Consider the following 25,339-nt stretch of genomic DNA (forward strand, 5'->3'; position numbering starts at 1 on the left):
AATTAATTTATTTTTTGTTTATTCATCTCTGATTGCATCAATTGCTTTTACTCGTAAGGCTCGCATGGCAGGCATTAACCCTGCAACTAAACCTGATATTACTATGATTATGAGCGATGCTATAGCCGTAGTGAACGATACGAATGGAGGTAAAAAGAAATTGGGTTCATCTCCTGCGTCTGTAGCCGGCATCGACGTCATGCCTGTATGTATGATCTCTAATACACCCAATCCGAACATTAAACCTATCATTCCGGCAATAGTAGTCAGCATAAGGCTCTCGCTTAATATCTGTTTTACTATTGTAGATGGTTTTGCCCCTAAGGCACGCCTTACGCCTATTTCGCGTGTACGCTCTTTTACTGTTACCAACATAATGTTACTTATGCCGATTATGCCCGAGAACAGGGCGCCTAATCCTACAATCCAGATAAGTATATCAATACCACTGAAAAGGTTGCTGAACATTTGGAATTGTTTTTCTATATTGAAACTTCGTACAGCCTTTTCGTCGTTTGGTGCTATGTCGTGAGCAGCTTTTAATATCGCTTTAACTTCGTCTTCTACAACCGATGCCGGATAGCCCGGTTTTGCAGTACAAGCAAGGAAATGAATCTTGTCTCCCTGATTAAATGCCCGCTGCATAGTGCTGAAAGGTATAAATACCGTTGACTCTACATCGCCTCCAATAGATACCTGCGATTTAGGGCGAATAACGCCTACAACCTGAAAATATATGCCATTTACTCTAATGTATTTACCCAAGGGATCTTCTTCGGGTTGGAATAGGGTTTCGTATACTTCCTTACCAATAATACATACTTTGCGGTAATTTTCGATGTCGATTGTGTTAAATAGCCTTCCTGCAAGTATATGTTGTTTTTCTATTTCGAAATGATCGGGGTAGATACCTCTTAGTCCGTATGAACCCGATTTCTGACCGTTTACAACATTGCGGTCGCCTCCTCCACCAAATAGTATGGGAGAAATGTATTCTACCGATTGAGCTTTTTCTCTGATTAGAACAAGGTCGCGATTGTTCATGTTCCACCAACGCCCTTTTCTATAGCCTTTGTGCGCTTCTCCTGTACGGTCGGTAAAAAAGAAGCATGAATTGGACGCGAAGCCACTGAAGTTCGATTCCATTCCTCCTTTAAACCCGTTTCCTACACCTATAAGTATGACCAGCATAAGAATACCCCAAAAGACTCCGAACCCTGTGAGGATGCTTCGCAGTTTATTGCGGGTAATGGTTGCCCATATCTCTTGCCAGTTGTCTAAATCAAACATCTTTTCTTCGTTTACTTTTATTCTGCTCTCATTGCTTCAATGGGGCTTACTTTTGTTGCTTTTATTGCAGGAATCAGACCTGCGACTACTCCGCATATAACTAAGGCTACTATAGCCGATATGGCTGTCGTCAGATCGACGGTTGGGTCCATGAAAACCGAAGGCCCGTCGGATGAACCTCCGCCAGATAATGCAGCACCTATGGCCTCGGTTAATGCAATGCCTGAAACCATACCAAAATATCCTGCTGTTGTTGTTATCAGTATCGATTCAAAAATTATCAATCTTAATATTGAGGAAGGTGTGGCTCCAATAGCTTTTCGTATCCCTATTTCCCGCGTACGTTCTTTTACTGTTATAAGCATTATATTGGCAACCCCTACAATTCCTGCAACAAGAGAACATATTCCGATGAAAATAAGGAAAATAGTAATAGTTTTAAATATTGTTTCTGTTTCAATAGCATCTTGTGCTGTATTCCACATCGAAAGAGCAGACCGGTCTTTGGGGTCGAAATTGTGCAAAGCTCCCAACTTTTCGCGTAGCCGTTCGTTGAAGGCTTCATTTGCTTCAATCGTATTTAGTCCTTTTACTGTAAAATCGATACGCCCGAATCCATAACCTTTGTTATATAGGGTTTGTGCCGTAGTAAAAGGAATATATGCAGGCTGATTGTTTCCGTGGGTTTCTTGTTCGAATACCCCGATAACCTGAAATGCAAGGTTTCCTGCAATAATATATTTACCAATAGGATTTTCCCCTTTGAATAGTGTGGATTCCATATCGGTGTTGATGACTGCAACTTTGCGGCGGTTTTCGATATCCATCTGATTCAGAAACCTACCTTTGCCTCCTTTTATCTCAATGTTATTTATTATTGCAGCATCGGGCGAAACTCCCATAAGTGTCCACGAACCATATTCTTTTTCGTATGATATGGTTTGGGTCTGATAAGTACGGGCCGAGATATATTCAACTTCGGGTATCTTGTTTTTTATCAGGTCGTAATCTTTGTCATCGAATTTAATTTCTCTATTCGATGGCATACCTTTGTAAGGCATTGATGTCCATCCCGGCCATATCGAAACTGAATTCAGGGCACGATGCGAAAAATTAGACATGACTCCGTTTTTCAGTCCATTACCTGCTCCGAGTAATATAATAAGCATGAATATACCGAAAGCAACAGCCAGACCTGTAAGAAAGGTCCTCATTTTGTTTTTCCTTATAGTGGAAAAAATTTCTCTCAGTGAATCGAAGTCAAGCATATTTTATAGCACTAAATTCGGTTGTTTTTTTATCTCGTTCGATTCTATTATACCATCTTTTATATGTATAATCCGGTCGGTGGCATCGGCTACTTCTTGTTCGTGAGTGACAATGAGCATTGTAATACCATCGGTTGTGTTAATATCTCTCAACAAGGTCATAACTTCTTTCGATGTTTTACTGTCTAATGCTCCGGTTGGTTCGTCTGCCAGGATAATCTGAGGTTGTGCAATAAGTGCACGAGCTATGGCAACGCGTTGTTTTTGTCCACCTGAAAGCTCATTTGGCATGTGGTTGGCATGGCTTTTTATTCCCATCTTATCCAGATATTCAAGTGCTAATATGTTCCGTTTTTTTCGGCTGATGCCTTGATAATATAGAGGTAAGGCAACATTTTCCATCGCATTTTTAAAAGAAATAAGATTGAAAGATTGGAATATGAATCCTATTTTTTTATTTCTTAGTTCGGCAGCTTTGGTTTCATTGAGGTTTCTGACAAGCACATCGTCAAGATAATATTCACCCGTATCGTAATTGTCAAGTATGCCTAGTATATTCAGTAACGTAGATTTTCCTGACCCGGACGCTCCCATAATAGATAAAAATTCACCTTTACTAACATCCATATTTATACCTTTCAGTACATGTAAGGGGGCCCCACTATAGTAGGTTTTATTGAGGTTTCTGATTCTTATCACGCCTTTTTGATGTATTTGTTATTACTTCCTGTTTTTCTGCTTAAAAAGTATATCCTCTTTGAAAAAGAAAAGATTCACAAAATTAACTTTATATTTATTTTTTGAAATCTTTTTTTAGCATCATACTATTAATAAGTCGTAAAAAAAGGACGATTTGTTACAAATACACCCTGTTTTTAACTTTTTGTAACAGAAGTGCGCCGTCTCTTTGCCTGAGTGTCTGCGGCCGATCTCCTTAGTTAATAAATAGTCACTTTGCTTTATATATTATAAAAGCACATAATTGTTCTGCTTATTGTTGAAAAAAAACTATATTTGTGTTGCTAAAATAAGGTGCTAAAGGTATTGCATAACTGTGCCCCATTAGCTATGTATATAACACAGTTTAATTGTACTTGGATGGATTGGTACAACAGAAATAAAGCAAAACTGAAAGTATTATAAAACACAATTGATTATAAAAACTTTAGTATAAGTATGTGTGGAATAGTTGGATATATAGGCTTTAGAGAAGCTTATCCTATTTTAATAAAAGGGCTACGCCGCCTCGAATACAGAGGGTACGATAGTGCAGGTGTTGCAATAATAAATAACGAAAATCAACTGTCGGTATATAAGGCAAAAGGAAAGGTTGCCGATCTTGAAGAGTACTCGAAAGATAAAGATATTAGTGGTACTATTGGTATAGCGCATACCCGTTGGGCAACACATGGAGAGCCTAGCAATGCGAATGCTCACCCGCATTATTCTCAGTCGGAAAATCTGGCTCTTATACATAATGGAATAATCGAGAATTATGCAGTATTGAAAGCTGAGCTGTTAAAGAACGGTTATACGTTTCAAAGTAGTACCGATACCGAAGTGCTTGTGCAATGGATAGATTATATCTATAATATACACAAATGTGATTTGTTTCATGCTGTGCAGATAGCATTAAATCAGGTAGTGGGAGCATATGCCATTGCAGTAATCGAAAAAGGAAATCCAGATCAAATTATAGCAGCCCGAAAAAGTAGCCCATTAGTAGTTGGTGTTGGCGAAAATGAATATTTTTTGGCATCGGATGCATCTCCAATAATCGAATATACTAATAAGGTTATTTATTTGGATGATGAGGAAATTGCAGTAATAAACCGACACGAAGATCCTAAAATATATACTATTTCGAATATTAAAAAGACTCCTGAAATAAAAGAGTTGGAAATGAACCTCAGCCAATTGGAAAGAGGAGGGTATGACCACTTTATGCTGAAAGAGATATTCGAGCAGCCCGAGACGCTTAAAAACTGTATGAGCGGTCGGGTAAATATCGAGGGTACAAATGTTACATTGTCGGGTATCATAGATCATAAGGAGAAATTCATAAATGCACGACGTATTCTTATTATTGCTTGTGGAACTTCGTGGCATGCAGGTTTAATCGGCGAATATTTATTTGAAGAATTCTGTCGCATTCCGGTAGAGGTGGAATATGCATCGGAGTTTAGATACAGGAATCCTGTTATCTGTGCTGATGATATTGTTATTGCTATATCGCAGTCGGGCGAGACTGCCGATTCGTTGGCTGCCATCGAACTAGCACGTAAAGCCGGAGCTTTTGTATATGGTGTATGTAACGTGGTTGGCTCGTCAATACCACGTAATACCGATTCGGGTTCGTATACACACTGTGGCCCGGAAATAGGGGTGGCTTCTACAAAAGCATTTACAGCTCAGGTAACTGTGCTTACAATGATGGCTTTGGCTATTGCTAAAGAAAAAGGAACGATGCCGGAAGAGAATTATCTGTGTACGATTAAAGAGTTACAGAATATTCCTTCAAAGATTGAGAAAATATTGTCGCAAAACGATAAGATAAAAGAGCTTTCGTTAATATTTACTTATGCTCAGAATTTTATATATCTGGGTAGGGGGTATAGTTATCCGGTAGCTTTGGAAGGAGCCCTTAAGCTAAAAGAAATATCGTATATACACGCCGAAGGTTACCCTGCAGCAGAAATGAAACATGGACCTATTGCCCTTATCGATAATGAAATGCCCATTGTTGCGATAGCTACTCACAATACAATATACGAAAAGGTTGTAAGTAATATTCAAGAAATAAAAGCACGGAACGGACGTGTTATTGCTATAATTAACGAAGGCGACGAGTCTATAAAAGAATTGGCAGATCACTATATCGAAATACCCGAAACAAAAGAGTGTCTCGATCCGCTGTTGTCGTCAATACCTTTGCAATTATTGGCTTATCACATAGCTGTAAATAAAAATCGTGATGTGGATATGCCGCGTAATCTTGCCAAATCGGTAACTGTAGAATAATCAGTATTTATCTGATATATAATCATGGAGAGGCTAAAGAATTTTTAGCCTCTTTTTTTTCTCTATGCAAACTATATTAGTTGTGTGTTGTTCTATAATAAATAATTATATAGTATTGAAGATGAAGAAGGTAATGTTTGTTTTAGTGTTTGTTGTGTTATTGCTTGATGTAAGTAAAGCGGGTGCATGTACACGAATTGTTTATCAAGGTCCTAATAACACTATACTAACAGCCAGATCGATGGACTGGAAAGAGGATAGTATGACCAATTTGTGGATATTTCCACGGGGGATGGACAGAAATGGCGAAATAGGTAAAAACCCAATGACATGGAAATCGAAGTATGGAAGTGTTGTAGCGGCTGCTTATGATATTTGCAGCACAGACGGAATGAACGAAAAAGGACTTGTTGCAAATTTACTTTGGTTGGCCGAGTCGGAGTATCCACAATGGGATGGAAAAAGACCTGCGCTGTCTATAGCTGCTTGGGTGCAGTATATGCTCGATAATTTTGCAACGGTTGATGAAGCGGTTACTGCAATAGAGGATAATAAATTCGATGTGGTATCGGATCAGATGCCGGATGGATCGCGAATGGCAACTTTGCATCTTTCTATTTCGGACGCAACAGGCGATAATGCTATATTTGAGTATGTGAAAGGAAAGTTAGTTATTCATCACGACAGATCGTATCAGGTAATGACAAACTCTCCGGTGTTTCACGAACAACTAGCTTTAAATAATTATTGGAAAACTATTGGAGGATTAACCTTTCTTCCCGGAACAAACAGGGCTGCGGACAGATTTGTCAGGGCATCTTATTATATAAATGTGATTCCAAAAGTAGAGGATATAAGAACGGCAGTTGCCAGCGTGTTTAGTGTCATTCGTAATACATCGGTTCCTTTTGGTATAAGTACGCCAAACGAACCTAACATCTCGTCTACCAGATGGCGAACAGTTTCGGATCAGAAGAATAAAATATATTTTTATGAATCAACCCTTTATCCAAATGTATTTTGGGTCGATTTCAAAAGTGTTGATTTTTCGGAGAAAGCTCCGGTAAAGAAACTCGATTTACTGAAAGGAGAGACTTTTGCCGGGAATGCTTCGGGCGAATTTGTTGTGTCCGAGCCTTTTAAGTTTTTAGGAATTGATTAAATAATATGTAGAAAAAATAAATAAGAGGCGGTAATTTATAAATTACTGCCTTCTTTATGCCTCAGATATATTTTATTACATTTTTTTATTGAAACTGTGGTTTGTATGTCGTGAAAAATGAGTATATTTGCACGCAATAATTTTTAAACATATAACTATATGTCGTTTATTGCAGATAAAGTAGTAATGGATGGGCTGACATTCGATGATGTCCTTTTAATTCCGGCCTATTCCGAAGTTCTTCCCCGTGAAGTTGATTTGACCACAAAATTCTCTCGTAACATTAATTTGAATATTCCTTTTGTTTCGGCAGCTATGGATACTGTTACCGAGGCAAAGTTGGCTATCGCTATTGCCCGTGAGGGTGGTATTGGTGTTATTCACAAAAATATGTCGATCGAAGCGCAAGCTCAGCAGGTGCGTTATGTGAAGCGTGCAGAGAACGGTATGATTTCTAATCCTGTTAGTATATTGCGTGATAAAACAGTGGGCGAGGCCTTGGCTTTGATGGCGGAATACAAAATAGGTGGTATCCCTGTTGTTGACGAAGAAAACTATCTGGTTGGTATTGTAACAAACCGAGATTTACGTTTCCAACGTGATAAATCGCGATTGATTGACGAGGTTATGACAAAACAAAACCTGGTAACTACACAACAGTCGACCGATTTAGAAGCTGCAACCGACATATTACAACAATATAAAATAGAAAAACTGCCAGTTGTTGATAATAATAACAAACTGATAGGACTTATCACATACAAAGACATCACTAAAGCAAAAGATAAACCTAATGCCTGTAAAGACCAACATGGTCGCTTAAGAGTAGCAGCAGGGGTAGGGGTTACTTCCGATACTTTGGTTCGGGTAAAAGCATTGGTTGATGCCGGAGTAGATGCAATTGTTATTGATACGGCTCATGGTCACTCAAAAGGAGTAGTTGGCGTTTTGAAACAAGTAAAAGAGGCTTACCCAAATGTAGATATAGTTGTAGGAAACATAGCTACAGGCGAAGCTGCTAAATATCTGGTTGACGCAGGTGCCGATGGTGTTAAAGTTGGTATCGGTCCGGGGTCTATTTGTACTACACGTGTAGTTGCCGGAGTTGGTGTTCCTCAACTATCAGCTATCTATGATGTAGCTAAGGCTCTTAAGGGTACAGGCGTGCCTATTATTGCCGATGGAGGTTTAAGATATTCGGGCGATATAGTAAAAGCTCTTGCAGCCGGAGGCTCTTCGGTAATGATGGGGTCGTTATTAGCCGGAGTTGAAGAGTCGCCGGGCGAAACTATTATATTTAATGGTCGTAAATTTAAGTCGTATCGTGGTATGGGCTCTCTTGAGGCTATGGAAAAAGGATCGAAAGACCGTTATTTCCAAGATATGGAAGCCGATATTAAGAAGCTTGTTCCGGAAGGAATTGCTGCCCGTGTTCCTTTCAAAGGTTCGTTGTTCGAAGTTGTATACCAGATGTTAGGCGGATTAAAAGCCGGAATGGGATATTGTGGAGCAAAGAATATCGACACGTTACATAATGCTAAATTTACACGTATAACAAATGCCGGTGTTGCTGAAAGCCATCCGCACGATGTTCAAATTACGAGCGAGGCTCCTAATTATAGCCGTGGCGAATAAGTTGTCAAACAAATGACATTCATATAAAAAGGCTGTTCAAATTGAAGTGAACAGCCTTTTCTGTATAATAAAGGATTATCTGTTGTTATTTGTAAATCTCTTTCTTTCCGGCAAGCAATGTATTTCGCATCAGCGATATAATTGTCATAGGGCCTACACCTCCGGGAACAGGTGTGATGTACGATGCTTTTTCCGATACATCGTTAAAAGCAACATCACCTTTCAGACGGAAGCCCGATTTAGTCTCGGTTGATGGTACACGGGTTGTGCCCACATCAATAATAACCGCACCGTCTTTTACCATATCGCCTTTCAGAAACTCGGGAACACCCAAAGCTGCGATAATTATATCGGCTTGCAAACACATTTCTTTTATGTTTGGGGTGCGGCTATGGCATACGGTTACAGTAGCATCGCCCGGATAAGCTTTTTGCATCATAAGACTGGCAACTGGTTTACCCACAATATTGCTGCGCCCTAAAACAACACAATGTTTTCCTTGGGTTTCTATATTATAGCGTTTCAACAGCTCAAGTATTCCGGCAGGTGTTGCCGATACAAAACAAGGCAAACCAATAGACATGCGCCCAACATTTATCGGGTGAAAACCGTCTACGTCTTTGCGGTAGTCAATAGCTTCGATAACTTTTTGTTCCGAAATATGTTTCGGTAACGGAAGCTGTACAATAAAACCGTCTACATCAGGGTCTTGGTTCAATTGGTCGACACATGCCAGTAGTTCGGTTTCGGTAACATTATCTTCGAATCTGATAAGGCTCGATTTAAAACCAACTTCTTCGCATGTACGGACTTTGCTGGCTACATAAGTTTCGCTACCACCATCGTGCCCAACCAATACCGCAGCAAGATGAGGCGTTTTGCCCCCTGCCTGTTTTATTTGTTTAACTTCTTCGGCTATCTCAAGCTTTATTTGAGCCGCAATTGCTTTCCCGTCTATTATTTGCATATTGATAGAGTTTTGTTGTTTTTGTTTACAAAGATAAAAAAATACAACTATTTTACTCTATGTTTTTCCGCACCTGTGTGAGAAAAGCTTTCATACCTTCCGAGTCTTTCTTTTCTATCATTCCCAGCAAAAGTTTCAACTGATCGCGTATCAATTTAACCTGTTCGGGTGTGTGAGGGTTGAAAAGAATTTCGGTCAGTAAGAAATCGTCTTCCGATAACAATCCCTGAGCAATATTCATGTGTCGCTTAAACGTTGTTCCGGGTGCTTCCTGATGTTTCATTACCGATGCAAACACCAAAGTTGAAGCAAATGGGATAGACAGCGAATAAGCAATTGTTTCGTCATGCTCTTCAAATGTATATTCAAATACATTTAGTTTCAGGCTGGTGTATAAATCTTTGAAGAATATTTTGCCCCAGTGGTTCGATTCCGAGATAACAATGGCGCTTTGTGTACTGAGGTCGGACAGGCTGGCAAATGTAGGGCCAAACATCGGGTGGGTCGATGTGTAGGGGCGTCCTGTTTTCTCGTAATATTCTTTCAATCCTGTTTTAACCGATGCTATATCCGATAAAATGCACTGATCGTCCAAATATGGCAATACCATCTCGAAGGCATCGATTGTATACTTTACAGTTGCGGCGTTTATTACAATTTCGGGGGCAAAATCCTGTATTTCTTCGGGATTGCTCATGCGCACAACGTTGTATACAAACCTTAGGCGTTTAGGGTCTACGTCGAAAACGGCAACATCGTGGTCGAAACTCAATACATCGGCAAAAAAAGAACCCATCTTTCCTGCACCCAGAATAAGTATTTTCATCTTCATCGATTTCCTATTATTATTTATTCATTATTTCAACTTGTTGGCGAACCGATTCTTCGTGGATGGCTTCGAGCACAACACGCATAAATTCGGGGTTCATGCCCATTTCGGTAGCTTGTGCTATACGCTTGCTTAGTATTTCGCCATAGCGTCCTGTCTGAACGATAAGCATGTTATGCTCTTTTTTGAATGTTCCTATTTCGCACGACACACGCATACGCTTTGCCAGTAGTTCAAGTAATTGATCGTCAAGTTCGTCAATTTGTTTACGTAGATGAGACAAATCTTCGGTCGATTGTTTTTCTTCGCGTATAACAATTGTTTCAAGAATCTCTTTCAGTCTATCCGGTGTAACCTGCTGTGCAGCATCGCTCCAAGCCTCTTCGGGTTTGCAGTGTGTTTCGATAATGAGTCCTTCGAAATTCAAGTCCATAGCTTGTTGCGAAAGAGGTAGTATAAGATCGCGTTTACCTCCGATATGACTGGGGTCGCAGATAACAGGCAGGTCGGGGTAGCGTCTTTTTAATTCGATAGGTATATGCCATTGGGGTAGGTTACGGTATATCTTTTTGTCGTACGAGCTGAATCCACGGTGTATTGCTCCTAACTTTGTAAGTCCCACATTACTTAATCGCTCTAAAGCTCCTATCCAAAGTTCAAGATCGGGGTTCACAGGGTTTTTTACCAAAACCGGAATATCTACACCCTGAAGAGCTTCGGCTATCTCTTGTACGGCAAATGGATTAGCTGTTGTTCGTGCTCCTATCCAGAGCATGTCTATTCCGTATTTTAATGCTTCGTAAACATGTTTCTGCGTAGCCACTTCGGTCGAAACATACATGCCTGTCTCTTGTTTTACACGTTTCAACCAAGCCAATCCTTCGCTACCAACGCCTTCAAAACCTCCGGGTTTTGTGCGGGGTTTCCATATTCCGGCGCGCATTATTTTTATTCCGTTTGCGGCCAGTTTGCGGGCTGTGTTCATTACCTGTTCTTCTGTTTCGGCACTGCAAGGTCCTGCTATTACCATCGGACGTTTAACGTCTACTCCCGGTAGTAAAATCGATTCTAATTTCATATTATTTACTATTTTATATTTGTTTCAAATTTAATGTCATTCTAATATCATCCGAGTAGCTTCCGTCGGATAACCTAACGAAGCCTTTAGCTCTGCCTGTCTCTTCGAATCCAAAGCTCCGGTATAATCTCATCCCCGCTTCATTCGTGCCCATTACCTGTAGCCACAATACTTCTAAGGTGGTATTGTGTTTTACGTAATTGGTTGCAGCCTCAAACAAGGCTGTACCGAGCCCGATCCTTCTCCATTCTTTCAATATGCCAATTCCCACCACTGCTGTGTGGCTCAGCATATTTCTGCTGGAAGCCGTAACGTCCAGATTTCCTATTATCTGTCCTTTGTGAGTTGCAACCAGCAAAATGCTGTTTCCGGAATTCCGGAACGACTGAATCCACCTCCAGCCTTGCTCGATGGTCAAACTGAACTCTCCGGCAGTGTAGGGTATAAATTCGCTATCTTCGATGTATTCTTTAATCGTAGTAAGTAAATCGGGCGTATCCTGTATGGTAGCTTCTCTTATCTCTACTAATTGTTCGTCTTTGAGGGTTATATGTTGTGGTGCAAATCTCATTTTATTTTTTCAATTCTTTCTAATGCCTGTTTTAACATGATCTCATTGCAGCAAAGCGATATTCGTATATAGCGTTCGCCTTTGCTGCCGAATATAAATCCGGGGGTTATAAATACTTTTGCATCGTATAATATTTTGTCGGCTAATTCGCCACTGTCTTTATAATTTGCGGGAATTTTACCCCACAGAAACATCCCGACCTGATTTTTATCGTATGTGCAGCCTAATTCATCCATAATTGCTTCGGCATACTGACGGCGTTTAGCATATAACTCGATGTTATTTGCCCGATGCCATTCTTCTGTATTATGTAGCGCGGCCACAGTTGCTAACTGCATGGGTTTAAATATCCCGCTTTCGATATTGCTTAGTACCTTTAATATCCATTGAATAAATTGAGGATTTGAAGCAACCATCCCGATTCTCCATCCGGGCATATTGTGCGATTTGCTCATCGAATTAAGTTCGATACAAATATCTTTTGCGCCTTCCACTTGCATTATACTCAACGGCTTTTCGTTCAGAATCATGCTGTACGGATTGTCGTGGGCGATAATTATACCATGCTTTTTGCCGAAAGCAACCAGTTTTTCGAACAACTCAGCAGATCCGTTTGCCCCTGTTGGCATATTCGGATAGTTTACCCACATGAGTTTGATTTTTGATAAATCTGTTTTTTCTAATGCTTCGAAATCGGGTTGCCAGTTATTATTTTCATCCAGATCGTATGTGCAAATTTCGGCACCTACCAAACGACTTACCGATGTATAGGTTGGATAACCGGGATTTGGAACAAGCACGCCATCGCCGGGATTCAAAAAAGCCATAGATATATGTAGTATTCCTTCTTTTGAACCTATTAATGGCTGAATTTCGTTTGCAGGGTTTAATTCTACATTATATAACTTTTTGTACCAATCGGCAAATGCTTGCCTTAATTCGGGTATTCCAACATGCGACTGGTAGCCATGTGCGTTTGGGTCTTTTGCCGCATTGCTTAATGTATCGGTGGCTTCGGCAGAAGGAGGTAAATCGGGACTGCCAATACCCAAACTGATAACATTCAGTCCCCGTGCATTCATTTCTGCCACTTCTTTCAGTTTAATGGAGAAATAGTATTCGTTTACCGAATCGAGTCTTTTTGCAGGTACTATTTTTTTCATATATGCTTCTTGTTATTTCAATCTTAATTATATTTCGCTTTGCTTACCGTCGGTATAGTCGCCCAAAACTTTCATTTCGCTTACAAGCGGTCGGATAGCGTCGAGCGATTGTTGATAACGTGTATAGTCGGCATATTTCAGGTCGACATAAAACTGGTATTCCCATTCGCGGCCAATGATGGGCAACGATTGAATTTTAGTGAGGTTTATGTTGTAGAACGAAAGCACCGAAAGCACATGCGATAAGCTTCCTTCGGTATGGGGCAATGTGAAAACGACTGACGATTTGTTCAGCACGTTTTCTTTCTGTAGCTCGTTTACTACCCATTTGTTTGCGAAAATAAGAAAACGGGTGAAGTTATGTTTGTTGGTTTCGATGCCACGGGCAAGAATTTCGAGTCCGTATATTTGGGCTGCCTTTTCGCTGCAAATAGCCGCATGTCCTTGTAGCTTTTCTTCGGCAATATCTTTTGCAGCTAAGGCTGTATCTTCGTGTTCTACAACTTTTATGTTAGGGAATGTGTCTAGAAAATCGACACACTGCATAAGTGCTATCGGGTGTGAGGATATTTCTTTTATATCGTGAATTGTTTGCCCCGGCAGGGCTGCCAAACAGTGCGATATACGTTGTTTAAACTCGCCTGCGATAGGTAGCTTATGTGTTTTCAGTAATTCGTAGTTTGGGAGAAGGCTTCCGGCAATGGTATTCTCAATAGCCATAATGCCTATCATATTCGGGTCTTTTTGTATTGACGAAAATATATCCCGAAACGTGAAACAAGGCACAATTTCAATATCTTCTCCTTCGAAATAGTTTTCGGCTGCAATACCGTGATAGGCTCCTAATACTCCCTGAATGGCTACTTTTTTCATCTTTTTTACCTTGTATATTTCTTTAAACAAAAAAATCCCATCGGCTTACCGACAGGATTCTATATTTTCATTTTATGTTTTCTATTCTTAAATATTTACATACAAAATCCTGTCTTACCCTTGCTAAAGTAAAAGTAAAAAAAGAAGAAATATGTAAAAGAAAATTTGTTCATTGCTTAAACGCTACTTCGTTTGATGATACAAATGTAATGCTTTTTTCAGAATAACAAATAAAATGTTCAGTTTTTTTACTGTAAAAGTATTTTTGTCTTTTTGGTTTTAATTTTTTATCACTTTGAAACTGTTAATCTCTTTTTCGGTTTCAATATGTAAAATGTATATTCCTGTGGAAAAATTCGTCTCAATTAGTAATGAAAGCAATAAAATAATAATTTTAGATGCTTATTTAATAATAATTCTGTTAATATACTAAATCGGTACCCGATTGGGTAACCTGTTTGGTAGAACAAACAGGAGGTTCAGTTGTTTAAAAACAAATCTTATATTATGTCTCTATATCAACTTTTTAAGAATATAAAACCCTATGTGTATCCATACCGTTGGTTGGTTGTCTTGGCATTGCTTCTAACTTTTATAGGTTCGCTAACGGCACAGGTAAATGCTTGGGTGTTAAGATATACTGTCGACGAAATAAGTGTTTTGCTTGAAGCACATAAAGGTTTGGCCGAAGGCTTGAATGTTTTAATTATTATAACGGTTATTCTTGTTTCGAAAGAAATTCTGAACTCTTTTGTGCAGTTCGGACAAAAGTATTATGGCGAGAAGCTCCGGATATTTATATCGAAAGATCTGGCTCAGACCGTGATAGAAAAAATATTGACATATAAGCTGTCTTTTTTTACTTCGGGTGGTAACCAGCCGGGAATGTTACAAACGCGTATCGACCGGGGGGTGGAAAGTATTACCCGCCTGGTACAAAACTTTTTTATAGATATTCTTCCTTTGTTTGCTAATTCGATAGTTGCATTAATAATGATGTTTAATGCAAACTTTTATGTTGGCTTGGTGGGGTTGTGTATCATACCCGTGTATTATTATGTGAGCAGACAACAGGCCTTGAAAATGAGTGGTGCCCGACGTGAAATCCGTAATCTGAGAGAGAATAAAAGTCAGGGAATTTTGGGTATTCTCGAGTCTATAACTGTTATAAAATCATTTATTCGCGAAAATATTGAGGCCGATAAACAGATGGGCTTGCAGAACGACCTGACGGGTGCACAGATGAGGATTCGACGGATTAGCTTTCTTTTTGACGGAATGAAAAGCTTTATAGAGCAAATAGGTGTTGTGGCTATAATTATATTAACTGCTTACTTTGTGCTGACAGGACAAATGACAATAGGGGCGATAATGTTTCATATACTGTTGTTTAATAATGTTTCGGCTCCTATACGGCAACTGCATCGAATATACGATCAGATGAACGATGCTCTTATATATTCCGAGGGGTTCTTTGGTATATTAAATGCCGGGCATCAGAAGGAAGAATCGGGTGAGTATAAACCGATAAAAATAAAAGGAGAGTTTGAATTGAGAAATGTAAACTTCACATATCCCGGTAACGAGAACCAAACACTTCATAATATAAATATGAAAATAGAGCCCGGTAAAATAACGGCTTTGGTAGGTTTGTCGGGCGCAGGTAAAAGTACGCTGGTTAATTTGCTCGATAAGTTTTACGAACCACAAGCGGGCGAAATACTGTTAGATGGTGTTGCTTTAAGCGAGTACGATACTATGTATCTGAGAGATAATATAGGGCTGGTTCTACAAAAAAATCATATTTTTAATGGTAGCATCGAAGATAATATCCGTTATGGAAACCCCGATGCAACATTTGAAGAAGTTGTAGATGCAGCGAAGAAAACTTATATACATGACCAAATTGAGTTGCTGCCCGAAGGATACCACACTTCGGCTTTGCTATTGTCGGGGGGGCAGCAGCAGAAAATAGCTATTGCACGTATGTTTTTGAAAAATCCGCCGATAATATTTCTGGATGAACCCACTGCTAGTCTCGATGCTATAGCTACCGAGCAGATAAAGAACAGTCTTGATGCCATAAAAGAGAATCGTACAGTTATCATCATATCTCATAGTATATCGCAGATAATAGATTCCGATTGTATTTTTGTAATGAAAGACGGTAGGATTGTTGAATCGGGAACGCACGAGGAAATTTATAATCTGCACGGCACTTACAGCGATATTTTTGATGTTATGACCCGTAGTCTGAACATTGATAAAATATCGGAAACCTTAGAAAATAAGTAAATTCATTGTTGTTTTTTGTAGTAATGTACAAAAGAGAAGAGTTTGCGTCTTTTTAAATAATTCGGGTCTTTATCGTTAGCATATGCTTCCCTTTCGAAGGATATATTTCTGTATGCCTCAATTTTGTTTTTGTATTGGAATAACCTGACAAGCCATTCAGCAAAATATAGTATGTAGAAGAATACACCCAATAGTTCGAATATCTGATAAGTATGTATTTTTTCGTGATTCAATATATGTGCCGATAAATCGCGATATTCTTTGCGTGCAAAGATGATACCGAATATATTAATCGCAGTAAAGTTTCCCGGAGGTATGTATTTATTATAAATAACTTTCATGTTCGATTATTGCAATAATAAAATTAAGTAAGGGATAAGCGTGTTCGTATGCTTTAAAGTTTGTTTCAATTTTTTATCTCAAAGATAAAATATAAGTTTGTTTTAACCTTCATTTTAACAAAAGAACCAGTACCTTTGCATGGCTTTTCGTCGCACGACGGCTTTCAACTAAAAAATACCTCAAAAGCTGAGCACTTTGGAACCAAACCTGACAATAGGGCTCGTAAAAACAGAAGTAGTAGCTGCTGTAGGTTTTAACAAACTTATTGCTGTGTAATTTGAGTGCTGTTGCCGATAATAGGATTTATGGGGCGGAGATAAATTTAACAAGCATGGAAGCGATAGGGATGCAGGAAACCTACCGTTTTAATACTGAATATAATGATAAACAAAAATAAATATTCCTGTTAAGTATAATTGATAGTAACAAATGGCAAGAGTAGCGAATATAAATGAATTAGGAAATGGTAATCCCCGTAAATTATTATGGAAATATGCCTTACCTGCTATTGTGGGAACAATGGTTAATTCGCTTTATAACATTATCGACCGTATATTTATCGGTCATTGGGTAGGAGACGATGCCCTTACCGCATTAGGTGTTGTGCTTCCAATAATGAATCTTACAGCGGCAGTTGGTATGCTGGTGGGTGCAGGTTCTTCGAGCCGTATTTCGATCAGCTTAGGAGAAAAAGATAAAGAAACTGCCGAAAAAATTGCCGGAACTTCGTTTCTGATGACTTTAATATTGAGCGGAACTGTTATCGGTTTGTTATATCTGTTTTTAGAGCCTGTACTTATTTTTGCCGGAGCCAGCGAAGCTAGTCTTCCTTATGCATACGACTTTCTTGTTATATTTTTGCCCGGAAACATGTTCCTTTCCCTATGTTTCAATTTTAATAATATGATGAGGGCATCGGGTTATCCATTCAAGGCAATGATGACAATGCTTATAAGTGTAGTAGCCAATATTATATTTGCTCCTATTTTTATAAAATGGCTCGATTGGGGTATTAAAGGTGCAGCGGCAGCAACATTTTTGGCTATGGTTATTGGCTTTTTGTTTGTGATGCACCATTTTCTGAATGCTAACAGTTACATAAAATTACGCACAAAATATATTTTTAAAAATATAGAAGGGCGCATTGTTTGGGCAATAGCTTCTATCGGTATGTCGCCGTTTTTGATGCAGGTTGCCGCCTCGGCAGTAGTTTTTTTTATAATCAATCAGTTGCGTTTGTATGCCGGCGACGATATTCATGCCGGCGACACGGCTATCGGGGCATATACTATAGCCAATACTTTAATAATGCTTATCGTTATGATAGTAATTGGCTTAACGCAAGGTATGCAGCCTATTGTTGGTTACAATTACGGGGCAAAAAAATATACACGGGTAAAGGATACCTTAAATTATACAATTAAGGTTGGGGTTTGTATAACATCTTTTGGTTTTATATTAGGCTTCTTTTTCCCCGGATTGTTCGTTAGCATTTTCGGTCCGGGAGAGGCTCTGGCAAAAGAAGCTGCTGATGCTTTAAAAATTGTAGTTTTAGCTTTTCCGTTGGCAGGCTTTCAGATTGTAGTTACCAACTTTTTTCAATCCATAGGTATGGCCGGCAAATCTATATTTCTGAGTTTAACCCGTCAGTTTCTGTTTCTTGTACCAGCTTTATATATAGTACCACAGTATTTTGGGCTGAATGGGGTTTGGATGTCTATGCCAATCGGCGATGTGTTGGCTACGGTAACAACACTTGTATTGTTTACTATGCAACTACGTCAATTTAAGAAAATGGGACACTTGGAAAGTGTGGATGCATAATCGTCCGTTTCTGATTCAATCAGATAGTGCGTGTTATCATTCGTATGAGTCCGTCGACCCAAAAATCGGAACTGTTAAGGGCAGGGACAAAATCAAATTCCTGTCCTCCATATTTCAGGAATGTTTTTCGCGCACAAATATCCAGATCGTAAAGGGTCTCTAAATTATCGGCCGGAAAGCCCGGTGTTAACGCAATAATTCTTTTTGTACCTTCTTTAGCCAACTGTTTTAGGGTTTCGTTCAAATCGGGTTTAAGCCATTTACTGCCCATAGCTGAGGCATATACTACCCGGTTTTTATTGGGATCTATTTGCAATTCTTTGCTAACAAGCCTTACAGTCTCTTTTATTTGGTAAACATAATCGAACTGTTTGCCTTTGGCACAGGCTTTTTGTTCGTGTTCGAGAGGCAAGCTATGAAAACTGAAAATAAGCCTGTCGTATTCTTTTTCGACATATGGTTTTAGACTTTGCGATAAAGCGTGTATATATTCGTAATCGTCGAAAAACGGTTCTATTATTTTCAGCCTGAAAGGGTACGCCTTTTTGTAAAAGCATTTTCCTATTGCGTCAACTGTGGTTTGGTACGACGATTGAGCATACTGTGGAAACATGGGTATAACAACGACTTCGTGCAGATTCGGTTCTTTTTCGGACAATCGGTCTAATGCATCCGAAATTTCGGGGGCTCCGTATCGCATTGCAATTTCGGTTGGAAATTGAGCTTCGTTTTCAATTTTTTCGGCTAATGCCCGGCTGTGACGTATCAGAGGCGACATGTTGTGTTCGTTGTCCCATATAAGCGAATATTTTGCTGCCGAACGCGAGGCTCTCAACGGAGCTATAATTTTTTTAGCAAGAAAGTTTCGGATGTTATCGGGAACGGTTAAAACCAAAGGGTCGGATAGCATTTCTCCAATAAACCATTTAACATCCTCTTTGCTTGTGCTGTGAGGGCTTCCCGTATTAACAATAAGTACACCTCTCATTTAATTCTCAGGTATTATTTTTATATTCAGCGGTAGTATTCCTCCGGTAAGTATGGCTTCAATTTCTTTCAGTTCGTTTTTGGTAAAATCGCTGGCTATAACAAACTCTCCTCCTGATATTTCGTCCATTACCATTGGTGCAGAATATACCTGATTGTCTAATGTGATAACTAAACGCTTATGCTTGTTTGTGGCAGTAATAGTTTTCCATCGTTTAGCGGCTTCGTTATTCATCTTTATGGCAATACCGGGATAAGTATTAAAGTCTTCAATTTTAGCATCGCGTATATATCCGTTTACTTCGAGGGCAGGTTTTTCGGACAAACGTGATTTCACTATATAAAGCTCGTGCTTTGTGGGCAAACCGTAAGCGGGCTTTTTGCTCCAGAATATTTTTGTGTTTTTAGGTATGTAAGCATTGGCAATACTCGAAATTATGGCAGTGTCGTTAAAATGGGCTACAGCAAAAATATCTTTGGGGCTTTTGCTAAATGTAATGCGTTGCGAAATAGTTTCGATTGAAGATAAAGAATCTTTTATTGCTATCAAGACTTCGACATCGGGCGTTTCCCATATATCAAGCTTTCCGTGCGAAGTTAACAGTCTTTTTATCGCTTCGGGATTATCTTCTATTCTGAATTTAAAGATATACCTGCCCGCTTTGTTTCCGTTGTTGATTGTTTGCGGAAACCCGAATCGGGTAAGCCTGTTCTTTAATATTTTGGTAGTATTATTAAGTAATGCTTCTCGGGATATGGGCAGGCGCCCGAAGCCGGAAGAATCTTCAACGATTTCGAAAGTGATGCTTTCGGTTAATCTTGCTTGATCTATTCTCGATTCTGCTGGCATAAATAACTGGTATATGAGAGCCGCAAGCACGATGAATATCATCATGGTTACAAGTATTAATATAGATGACGATCCTTTGATTTGCATAGGTGTATTTTTTATCCTACAAATGTTTCGAGCAATAAAACATCGTTTGTCGGGTTTATTTCAACAGAGTTGGTATCTGCCGGAATTAATACCGATTCTCCTTGGCGAATATCCAGTTTATTGCCTTTGTTGTCGGTTATAACACAGGAGCCTCCCATGCATATATAAATAACAAACGAATCGAGTTTGCTGTAATCCCGGTTAATTGTGTTGTCCAACTCCAGCAGATCTGTTGTGAAATATTGACATGATTCCAGCTCGACCGATTGATTTTTATTTTTGTTATACGATGTTTTGTAACTGTCGTATAGTTTATAGTCGATGGCGTCTTTAGCCAGTTCGGTATGAAGTTCGCGTCCGTTGCCATTCGCATCTTTCCTGTTATAGTCGTAAATGCGGTATGTAATGTTGGATGTTTGTTGTATTTCGGCAATAAAAGTGCCTGCTCCAATTGCATGTACGCGTCCGGCAGGAAGGAAAAATACATCGCCTTTCTTTACGTCGTGTTTAGCCAGCGAATCCATAAAAGTGTTGTCCTCTATGCTTTTAACGTACGATTCGGGATTCATCTGTTTTTTGAATCCTGAGTACAAGAATGCACCTTCGGCTGCGTTAATAACATACCACATCTCGGTTTTTCCGAACGAATTATGTCGTTCTTTTGCAAGCTCATCATCGGGGTGTACTTGGATCGACAGGTTGTCACGTGCATCAATGAATTTTATGAGCAAAGGAAATGTGTCGTTAAATTTATTATATAGTGCTTCTCCAACTAATTTTCCTTTGAATTTCGATATTAGAGTTTGGAGGTTTTCGCCCTTTAATTCTCCGTTGCTTACAACCGATACGTTGCCCTCAACACCCGATATTTCCCAGCTTTCGCCTATTCCGTCTTGTTGTGGCGTAATGCCTTTAAATTTACATATATCAGATCCTCCCCAGATAATTGATTTAAGAATCGCATCAAATTTTAATGGATATAAGTTCATGCCAAATTGTTTATAAGTGATTGTTGTTATATTAAATGTTCTTTTTTTTTGATACCTAAATATTAGTTCAAAAATACGAATTATAACTGTAACAATTATGAATTTTTAGGATGTTTTGTTCAAAGGCAATTAAGATTCGGTAAAAATGTTGCAAAAGTCTGTCTTTTCGATAAAGGTTTTAGCGTAAATGATAGCCTGTTTTTCGTTTTTAGATTGTATCTTTGTATATTTCGGAAACATTTTTATCTGAAAAGATATTCAAAAAGAATATATGTTTTTTGGCGATATAATAGGTCAGCACCAAATAAAGAAACAACTGATATCTACTGCAAATGAAGGGTTTGTGCCTCATGCCCAATTGTTTTGTGGTCCCGAAGGTGTAGGTAAGTTACCTTTGGCTATTGCCTATGCCCAATATCTTAATTGCGAAAATCGTCAGGAAGCCGAACCTTGCGGTAAGTGTTCTTCGTGTGTTAAATATAATCATTTGGCGCATCCCGATCTTCATTTTGTTTTTCCCGTAATAAAAAAAGAAAAAAGAGACGTTTGCGATGACTTTATATCCGAATGGCGAAGTTTTTTAAACGAGAACCGTTATTTTAATTTAGGTCAGTGGCTTACTTATATTGGAGCGGAGAATGCGCAGGGCATGATATATGCCAAGGAAAGTGAAGAAATAGTTCGCAAGCTAAGCCTGAAAATATACGAAGGGCGATATAAAACCATGATTATATGGTTGCCCGAAAAAATGCATGAGGCTTGTGCAAATAAACTATTAAAGATAATAGAAGAGCCAATTGGCGATACCGTCTTTTTGCTGGTGTCGGATTCGCCCGATAGTGTTATCGGTACTATACAGTCTCGTTGTCAGCGGATTAATATACATGCGGTAGATAAATCCGATATAATTAATGCACTAAAAGGAGATTATAACATTACGGACGAAGATGCTGAAGCGGTTGCACATATGGCAAAAGGCAGCTATCTGAAAGCAATGGAAACAATCAGTCTTGATGAGGAAAATAAGTTTTTCTTCGGGCTTTTTGTTAAAATGATGCGTTCGTCCTATGCTCGTGATATTAAGGCTATAAAAGAAATAGGAGCCGAATTGGGTGTTATAGGTCGCGAACGTCAGAAAAGTTATCTGAGATATACTCAACGAATGATTCGCGAATATTTTGTAAGTAATTTACAGCAGCGCGAAATGGTGTATCTTAATAACGAAGAGGCTCAGTTCGGGATGAGGTTTGCTCCGTTTGTAAACGAACGCAATATTGAGGATTTTATGACCGAATTGGCTTTGGCCGAGCGGCATATCGAACAAAATGTTAATGCAAAAATGGTATTTTTCGACCTGTGTCTTAAAGTTACCATGTTATTGAAACGATAATTATATAAACCCACAAGGCCGGAAAAAGGGGCTTTGTTCAGAAAAGTATTAAACAGTAGAAAAATGGAAAATACGAATGTTGATAACAATATAAATACGTTGAATACTTGTACCTGTGGAAAAAATCCGGAGGGAGAGTGTGGCTGTAAAGCCGGAGCAGGATGTAACGATACAACCGAGTGTGATAAAAAGGGCCGTTGCTGGTGTACAAAAGGAACTCATAAACTGGAGGTTCTTGACTGGCTGTGCGACTTGCCCGAAGCTTTGGACGAAACTCAGATGGTTGAAGTTCAGTTTAAAAACACACGAAAAGGCTATTATCTGAATAGTAATAATATCGACCTTTATAAAGGCGATATAGTTGCTGTGGAAGCTACTCCGGGGCACGATATAGGGGAGGTTACATTGACAGGGAAATTGGTGCTTTTGCAAATGAAGAAGACTAACTATCGTCCTCAGCAAGGAGAGCATAAACGTATTTACCGCATAGCTAAGCCCAACGACCTTGACAAATATAAAGAGGCTAAAGCTTTAGAGCATAAAACGATGCTTCGTGCGCGCGAGATAGCCGAAGATATGGGGCTATTGATGAAGATTAGCGATGTGGAATATCAGGGAGATGGTAATAAAGCAATCTTTTATTATATAGCAGACGAGCGTGTCGATTTTAGGCAACTGATTAAAGTTTATGCTGAACAGTTCAGGGTAAAGATTGAGATGAAACAAATTGGGGCACGACAAGAAGCCGGTAGAGTAGGGGGGATTGGACCTTGCGGGCGCGAGTTGTGTTGTTCAAGTTCTATTTCTAGTTTTGTTTCGGTTTCTACTTCTGCTGCTCGTTTTCAGGATATATCTTTGAATCCACAAAAGCTTGCGGGGCAATGCGGAAAGCTGAAATGTTGCCTCAACTATGAGGTTGATACTTATCTCGAAGCTCAGAAGCAACTGCCTTCGCGCGAAATACCGCTCGAAACGAAGGATAGTGTATTTTTTCACTTCAAAACAGATATACTGTCGGGGCAAATGACATATTCTACCGATAAGAATTTTGCTGCTAATCTGGTCTCGATTGATAAGGAGCGTGTGTTTCAGATAATAAAACTGAACCGCAGAGGAAAAAAACCTTTACATTTGATATCGGACGACGAAATGCCTGAAGATAACAAAATTGCATCGAACGATATATTAGAAGATAATATAAATCGTTTTGATGAATCGAAAAAGAAGAAGCCGAAGAAAAAGCTGAATCGTAATAACGGCGGTAGACCTGATGATAAGCAACAGACAGCTATATCGGAAGAAAAGTCGGCAGGTAGTGATAATGTCAGCAATAACAATAATAATACGGAAGCGGGCAAACCCCGTTCCAATAATAATAGAAGGAACCGGAATAATCGGAATAGCAGGCAACAATCGAAAGGAGCAGAAGGCGAAGGAGGCAAAAATATTCAGGTAAGAAATAATAACAGGGAGAAACGTAAGGATAATAATAACGACAATTCGGAATCGGGACAAGATAAAAAAAATGAATAAGGTTACACTCCTCATTGTATTATTGGTTGTGCTTGTGTCGGGTGCGTGCAGCGACAGGGAGTCTTACTTAGAGTACAGGTCGATTAAGCATTACGAATGGTCGAAACGGGATACACTTACATTCGTTGTCGATTCATCGTTGTTGCAGCCCAATAGTATTTATAATATCTCGATAGAGATAGCTACCAATGGTAATTACCCTTATCAAAATATCTGGCTGTATGTTCAGGATAACATAAGCGATACGATATTCGAAAGTTATTCGAAAGAGTATCAGCTTGCAGATGAATTTGGCGCTTGGAAAGGAGATGGCTTTGGTTCGGTATACCAATTATCGGTTACGTACAAAAATAATGTACGCATAAATACAATGCGTGATTATACATTAAAAATAGTACATGGCATGCGCGACGAACCTTTGTTTGGAGTCGAAAAGCTTGGAGTAAAACTCGAAAAGGCTTTTTATGAGTAATTGAAATCGTGCTGTATTTTATTATTGTAAAGTAAAGTTTTGTGGCGAAAAAAGAAAATTTAGGATAAAATATATTTTATATTTCAACAATCGCATTATTTTTGTCACTTCAAAAAATAAAACAAATTAAAAACTAAAACAAATTTAATTATGTTGAAGACTATTCTGTCTGTTACAGGAAAGCCCGGTTTATATAAACTGATTTCGAGTGCAAAAAGTATGGTTATTGTCGAGTCGTTACTCGATAATAAAAGAATGCCTATTTATGCCCGCGATAAAGTGGTATCGTTAGGCGATATAGCTATGTATACAGACGAGGGAGAAGTAGCCTTGAAGGATGTGTTTATCTCGATGAAGAAAAAGGAGAATGGAGCTAAGGCTTCTGTTGCACCAAAAGCAAAACCCGAAGAGCTTCGTGCTTATTTAGCAGAAGTACTTCCTACTTTCGATAGAGAACGCATATACAATGCCGATATAAAAAAGCTGATTAGCTGGTATAATACTTTAATTGAGAATAATATCGATTTCGAAACCGAGGATGCGAAAGATGAAGCAGCCGAAAGTGTTGAAGCGAAAACTGAAGCTCCCGCTGCTGAAGAGGTAAAAGCCGAGAAAAAAACAAAAGCCAAAGCTTCTGAAAAGAAGACGACAAAAGCAGCTAAAAAAACAGACGAGTAAATTGTAGTTAGCAAAACTATATAGTATAGCCGGTA

At 39.0% G+C, this 25,339-nt stretch carries 22 protein-coding genes; 9 read left to right on the forward strand and 13 right to left on the reverse strand.

The window, feature by feature from the left end; genetic code table 11:
• Window positions 1-18: 18 nt before the first annotated feature.
• From D0T53_RS08940 to D0T53_RS08950, 3 genes are read right to left on the reverse strand one after another with little or no spacing between them, the layout of a single operon-like run.
• The gene (locus tag D0T53_RS08940) at window positions 19-1,290 is read right to left on the reverse strand and encodes an ABC transporter permease (RefSeq protein WP_163267016.1); all 1,272 of its coding nucleotides are present in this window, start codon (window positions 1,288-1,290) and stop codon (window positions 19-21) included.
• A 17-nt stretch (window positions 1,291-1,307) separates the two neighbouring features.
• Complete coding sequence (locus D0T53_RS08945) at window positions 1,308-2,558, reverse strand: ABC transporter permease (RefSeq protein ID WP_163267018.1); 1,251 nt, start codon at window positions 2,556-2,558, stop codon at window positions 1,308-1,310.
• Window positions 2,559-2,561: 3 nt separating this feature from the next.
• Window positions 2,562-3,257, reverse strand: coding sequence for an ABC transporter ATP-binding protein (locus D0T53_RS08950; protein ID WP_163267020.1), 696 nt, complete (start codon window positions 3,255-3,257; stop codon window positions 2,562-2,564).
• Window positions 3,258-3,734: 477 nt separating this feature from the next.
• On the opposite strand from D0T53_RS08950, the gene glmS reads away from it, so the two are divergent.
• The 3 genes from glmS (at window position 3,735) to guaB (ending at window position 8,376) form a co-directional block, all read left to right on the forward strand.
• Window positions 3,735-5,579, forward strand: coding sequence for a glutamine--fructose-6-phosphate transaminase (isomerizing) (gene glmS, locus D0T53_RS08955; RefSeq protein ID WP_163267022.1), 1,845 nt, complete (start codon window positions 3,735-3,737; stop codon window positions 5,577-5,579).
• 133 nt (window positions 5,580-5,712) lie between these two features.
• Window positions 5,713-6,741, forward strand: coding sequence for a linear amide C-N hydrolase (locus D0T53_RS08960; RefSeq protein WP_255489425.1), 1,029 nt, complete (start codon window positions 5,713-5,715; stop codon window positions 6,739-6,741).
• A gap of 159 nt (window positions 6,742-6,900) precedes the next feature.
• A complete protein-coding gene (guaB, locus tag D0T53_RS08965) occupies window positions 6,901-8,376 on the forward strand; it encodes an IMP dehydrogenase (protein ID WP_163267026.1) in 1,476 nt (491 codons plus the stop codon).
• Between the two features lie 85 nt (window positions 8,377-8,461).
• On the opposite strand, the gene folD is transcribed toward guaB, so the two are convergent.
• Genes folD through D0T53_RS08995 form a run of 6 tightly spaced genes read right to left on the reverse strand, consistent with a single transcriptional unit; the run spans window position 8,462 to window position 13,857 of the window.
• A complete protein-coding gene (gene folD, locus D0T53_RS08970) occupies window positions 8,462-9,343 on the reverse strand; it encodes a bifunctional methylenetetrahydrofolate dehydrogenase/methenyltetrahydrofolate cyclohydrolase FolD (protein WP_163267028.1) in 882 nt (293 codons plus the stop codon).
• 52 nt (window positions 9,344-9,395) lie between these two features.
• Window positions 9,396-10,169 carry a prephenate dehydrogenase/arogenate dehydrogenase family protein gene (locus D0T53_RS08975; protein ID WP_163267030.1) on the reverse strand — a complete coding sequence of 258 codons (774 nt, stop codon included), beginning with the start codon at window positions 10,167-10,169 and terminating at the stop codon, window positions 9,396-9,398.
• A gap of 19 nt (window positions 10,170-10,188) precedes the next feature.
• The gene (locus tag D0T53_RS08980; protein ID WP_163267032.1) at window positions 10,189-11,250 is read right to left on the reverse strand and encodes a bifunctional 3-deoxy-7-phosphoheptulonate synthase/chorismate mutase type II; all 1,062 of its coding nucleotides are present in this window, start codon (window positions 11,248-11,250) and stop codon (window positions 10,189-10,191) included.
• Window positions 11,251-11,263: 13 nt separating this feature from the next.
• Window positions 11,264-11,821, reverse strand: a complete 558-nt coding sequence (locus D0T53_RS08985; RefSeq protein WP_163267034.1) for a GNAT family N-acetyltransferase — start codon at window positions 11,819-11,821, stop codon at window positions 11,264-11,266.
• On the reverse strand, window positions 11,818-12,984 hold the full coding sequence (locus D0T53_RS08990) for a pyridoxal phosphate-dependent aminotransferase (RefSeq protein WP_163267036.1): 1,167 nt from the start codon (window positions 12,982-12,984) through the stop codon (window positions 11,818-11,820). Before D0T53_RS08990 ends, D0T53_RS08985 begins: the two co-directional genes overlap by 4 nt.
• 27 nt (window positions 12,985-13,011) lie before the next feature.
• A complete protein-coding gene (locus tag D0T53_RS08995; protein ID WP_163267038.1) occupies window positions 13,012-13,857 on the reverse strand; it encodes a prephenate dehydratase in 846 nt (281 codons plus the stop codon).
• Between the two features lie 507 nt (window positions 13,858-14,364).
• On the opposite strand from D0T53_RS08995, the gene D0T53_RS09000 reads away from it, so the two are divergent.
• Entirely contained in the window at window positions 14,365-16,152 is a 1,788-nt protein-coding gene (locus tag D0T53_RS09000; RefSeq protein WP_163267040.1) for an ABC transporter ATP-binding protein, read from the forward strand.
• A 2-nt stretch (window positions 16,153-16,154) separates the two neighbouring features.
• Here D0T53_RS09000 and D0T53_RS09005 read toward each other — a convergent pair whose 3' ends face one another.
• Window positions 16,155-16,493 (reverse strand): hypothetical protein, encoded by a 339-nt coding sequence (locus tag D0T53_RS09005; RefSeq protein WP_163267042.1) that lies wholly within the window; start codon window positions 16,491-16,493, stop codon window positions 16,155-16,157.
• 430 nt (window positions 16,494-16,923) lie between these two features.
• On the opposite strand from D0T53_RS09005, the gene D0T53_RS09010 reads away from it, so the two are divergent.
• Window positions 16,924-18,318, forward strand: a complete 1,395-nt coding sequence (locus tag D0T53_RS09010) for an MATE family efflux transporter (protein WP_163267044.1) — start codon at window positions 16,924-16,926, stop codon at window positions 18,316-18,318.
• A 19-nt stretch (window positions 18,319-18,337) separates the two neighbouring features.
• Here D0T53_RS09010 and hemH read toward each other — a convergent pair whose 3' ends face one another.
• Genes hemH through D0T53_RS09025 form a run of 3 tightly spaced genes read right to left on the reverse strand, consistent with a single transcriptional unit; the run spans window position 18,338 to window position 21,231 of the window.
• Window positions 18,338-19,306, reverse strand: a complete 969-nt coding sequence (gene hemH, locus D0T53_RS09015; protein WP_163267046.1) for a ferrochelatase — start codon at window positions 19,304-19,306, stop codon at window positions 18,338-18,340.
• Window positions 19,307-20,242 carry a hypothetical protein gene (locus D0T53_RS09020; RefSeq protein ID WP_163267048.1) on the reverse strand — a complete coding sequence of 312 codons (936 nt, stop codon included), beginning with the start codon at window positions 20,240-20,242 and terminating at the stop codon, window positions 19,307-19,309.
• Between the two features lie 11 nt (window positions 20,243-20,253).
• The gene (locus D0T53_RS09025) at window positions 20,254-21,231 is read right to left on the reverse strand and encodes a type I phosphomannose isomerase catalytic subunit (RefSeq protein WP_163267050.1); all 978 of its coding nucleotides are present in this window, start codon (window positions 21,229-21,231) and stop codon (window positions 20,254-20,256) included.
• A gap of 271 nt (window positions 21,232-21,502) precedes the next feature.
• Here D0T53_RS09025 and holB point away from each other — a divergent pair, with 271 nt between their 5' ends.
• The 4 genes from holB (at window position 21,503) to D0T53_RS09045 (ending at window position 25,304) form a co-directional block, all read left to right on the forward strand.
• The gene (gene holB / locus D0T53_RS09030; protein ID WP_163267052.1) at window positions 21,503-22,621 is read left to right on the forward strand and encodes a DNA polymerase III subunit delta'; all 1,119 of its coding nucleotides are present in this window, start codon (window positions 21,503-21,505) and stop codon (window positions 22,619-22,621) included.
• Window positions 22,622-22,684: 63 nt separating this feature from the next.
• Window positions 22,685-24,154 carry a regulatory iron-sulfur-containing complex subunit RicT gene (locus D0T53_RS09035; RefSeq protein ID WP_163267054.1) on the forward strand — a complete coding sequence of 490 codons (1,470 nt, stop codon included), beginning with the start codon at window positions 22,685-22,687 and terminating at the stop codon, window positions 24,152-24,154.
• Window positions 24,147-24,626: a gliding motility lipoprotein GldH gene (locus tag D0T53_RS09040; RefSeq protein WP_163267056.1), complete on the forward strand. Its 480-nt coding sequence runs from the start codon at window positions 24,147-24,149 to the stop codon at window positions 24,624-24,626. The genes D0T53_RS09035 and D0T53_RS09040 overlap by 8 nt, the downstream gene beginning before the upstream one ends.
• A 150-nt stretch (window positions 24,627-24,776) precedes the next feature.
• On the forward strand, window positions 24,777-25,304 hold the full coding sequence (locus D0T53_RS09045; RefSeq protein WP_163267058.1) for a DUF5606 domain-containing protein: 528 nt from the start codon (window positions 24,777-24,779) through the stop codon (window positions 25,302-25,304).
• Window positions 25,305-25,339: the final 35 nt, after the last annotated feature.

Origin of the sequence: Dysgonomonas sp. 216 (assembly GCF_010501065.1) — a bacterium.
In the GTDB taxonomy this organism is placed as follows: domain Bacteria; phylum Bacteroidota; class Bacteroidia; order Bacteroidales; family Dysgonomonadaceae; genus QVMM01.

Coding starts and splice junctions, on each gene's coding strand:
- D0T53_RS08940 (WP_163267016.1), bottom strand. CDS start 1,290: ATGTTTGATTTAGACAACTGGCAAGAGATATGGGCAACCATTACCCGC.
- D0T53_RS08945 (WP_163267018.1), bottom strand. CDS start 2,558: ATGCTTGACTTCGATTCACTGAGAGAAATTTTTTCCACTATAAGGAAA.
- glmS (WP_163267022.1), top strand. CDS start 3,735: ATGTGTGGAATAGTTGGATATATAGGCTTTAGAGAAGCTTATCCTATT.
- D0T53_RS08960 (WP_255489425.1), top strand. CDS start 5,713: ATGTTTGTTTTAGTGTTTGTTGTGTTATTGCTTGATGTAAGTAAAGCG.
- guaB (WP_163267026.1), top strand. CDS start 6,901: ATGTCGTTTATTGCAGATAAAGTAGTAATGGATGGGCTGACATTCGAT.
- folD (WP_163267028.1), bottom strand. CDS start 9,343: ATGCAAATAATAGACGGGAAAGCAATTGCGGCTCAAATAAAGCTTGAG.
- D0T53_RS08975 (WP_163267030.1), bottom strand. CDS start 10,169: ATGAAAATACTTATTCTGGGTGCAGGAAAGATGGGTTCTTTTTTTGCC.
- D0T53_RS08980 (WP_163267032.1), bottom strand. CDS start 11,250: ATGAAATTAGAATCGATTTTACTACCGGGAGTAGACGTTAAACGTCCG.
- D0T53_RS08985 (WP_163267034.1), bottom strand. CDS start 11,821: ATGAGATTTGCACCACAACATATAACCCTCAAAGACGAACAATTAGTA.
- D0T53_RS08990 (WP_163267036.1), bottom strand. CDS start 12,984: ATGAAAAAAATAGTACCTGCAAAAAGACTCGATTCGGTAAACGAATAC.
- D0T53_RS08995 (WP_163267038.1), bottom strand. CDS start 13,857: ATGAAAAAAGTAGCCATTCAGGGAGTATTAGGAGCCTATCACGGTATT.
- D0T53_RS09000 (WP_163267040.1), top strand. CDS start 14,365: ATGTCTCTATATCAACTTTTTAAGAATATAAAACCCTATGTGTATCCA.
- D0T53_RS09005 (WP_163267042.1), bottom strand. CDS start 16,493: ATGAAAGTTATTTATAATAAATACATACCTCCGGGAAACTTTACTGCG.
- D0T53_RS09010 (WP_163267044.1), top strand. CDS start 16,924: ATGGCAAGAGTAGCGAATATAAATGAATTAGGAAATGGTAATCCCCGT.
- hemH (WP_163267046.1), bottom strand. CDS start 19,306: ATGAGAGGTGTACTTATTGTTAATACGGGAAGCCCTCACAGCACAAGC.
- D0T53_RS09020 (WP_163267048.1), bottom strand. CDS start 20,242: ATGCAAATCAAAGGATCGTCATCTATATTAATACTTGTAACCATGATG.
- D0T53_RS09025 (WP_163267050.1), bottom strand. CDS start 21,231: ATGAACTTATATCCATTAAAATTTGATGCGATTCTTAAATCAATTATC.
- holB (WP_163267052.1), top strand. CDS start 21,503: ATGTTTTTTGGCGATATAATAGGTCAGCACCAAATAAAGAAACAACTG.
- D0T53_RS09035 (WP_163267054.1), top strand. CDS start 22,685: ATGGAAAATACGAATGTTGATAACAATATAAATACGTTGAATACTTGT.
- D0T53_RS09040 (WP_163267056.1), top strand. CDS start 24,147: ATGAATAAGGTTACACTCCTCATTGTATTATTGGTTGTGCTTGTGTCG.
- D0T53_RS09045 (WP_163267058.1), top strand. CDS start 24,777: ATGTTGAAGACTATTCTGTCTGTTACAGGAAAGCCCGGTTTATATAAA.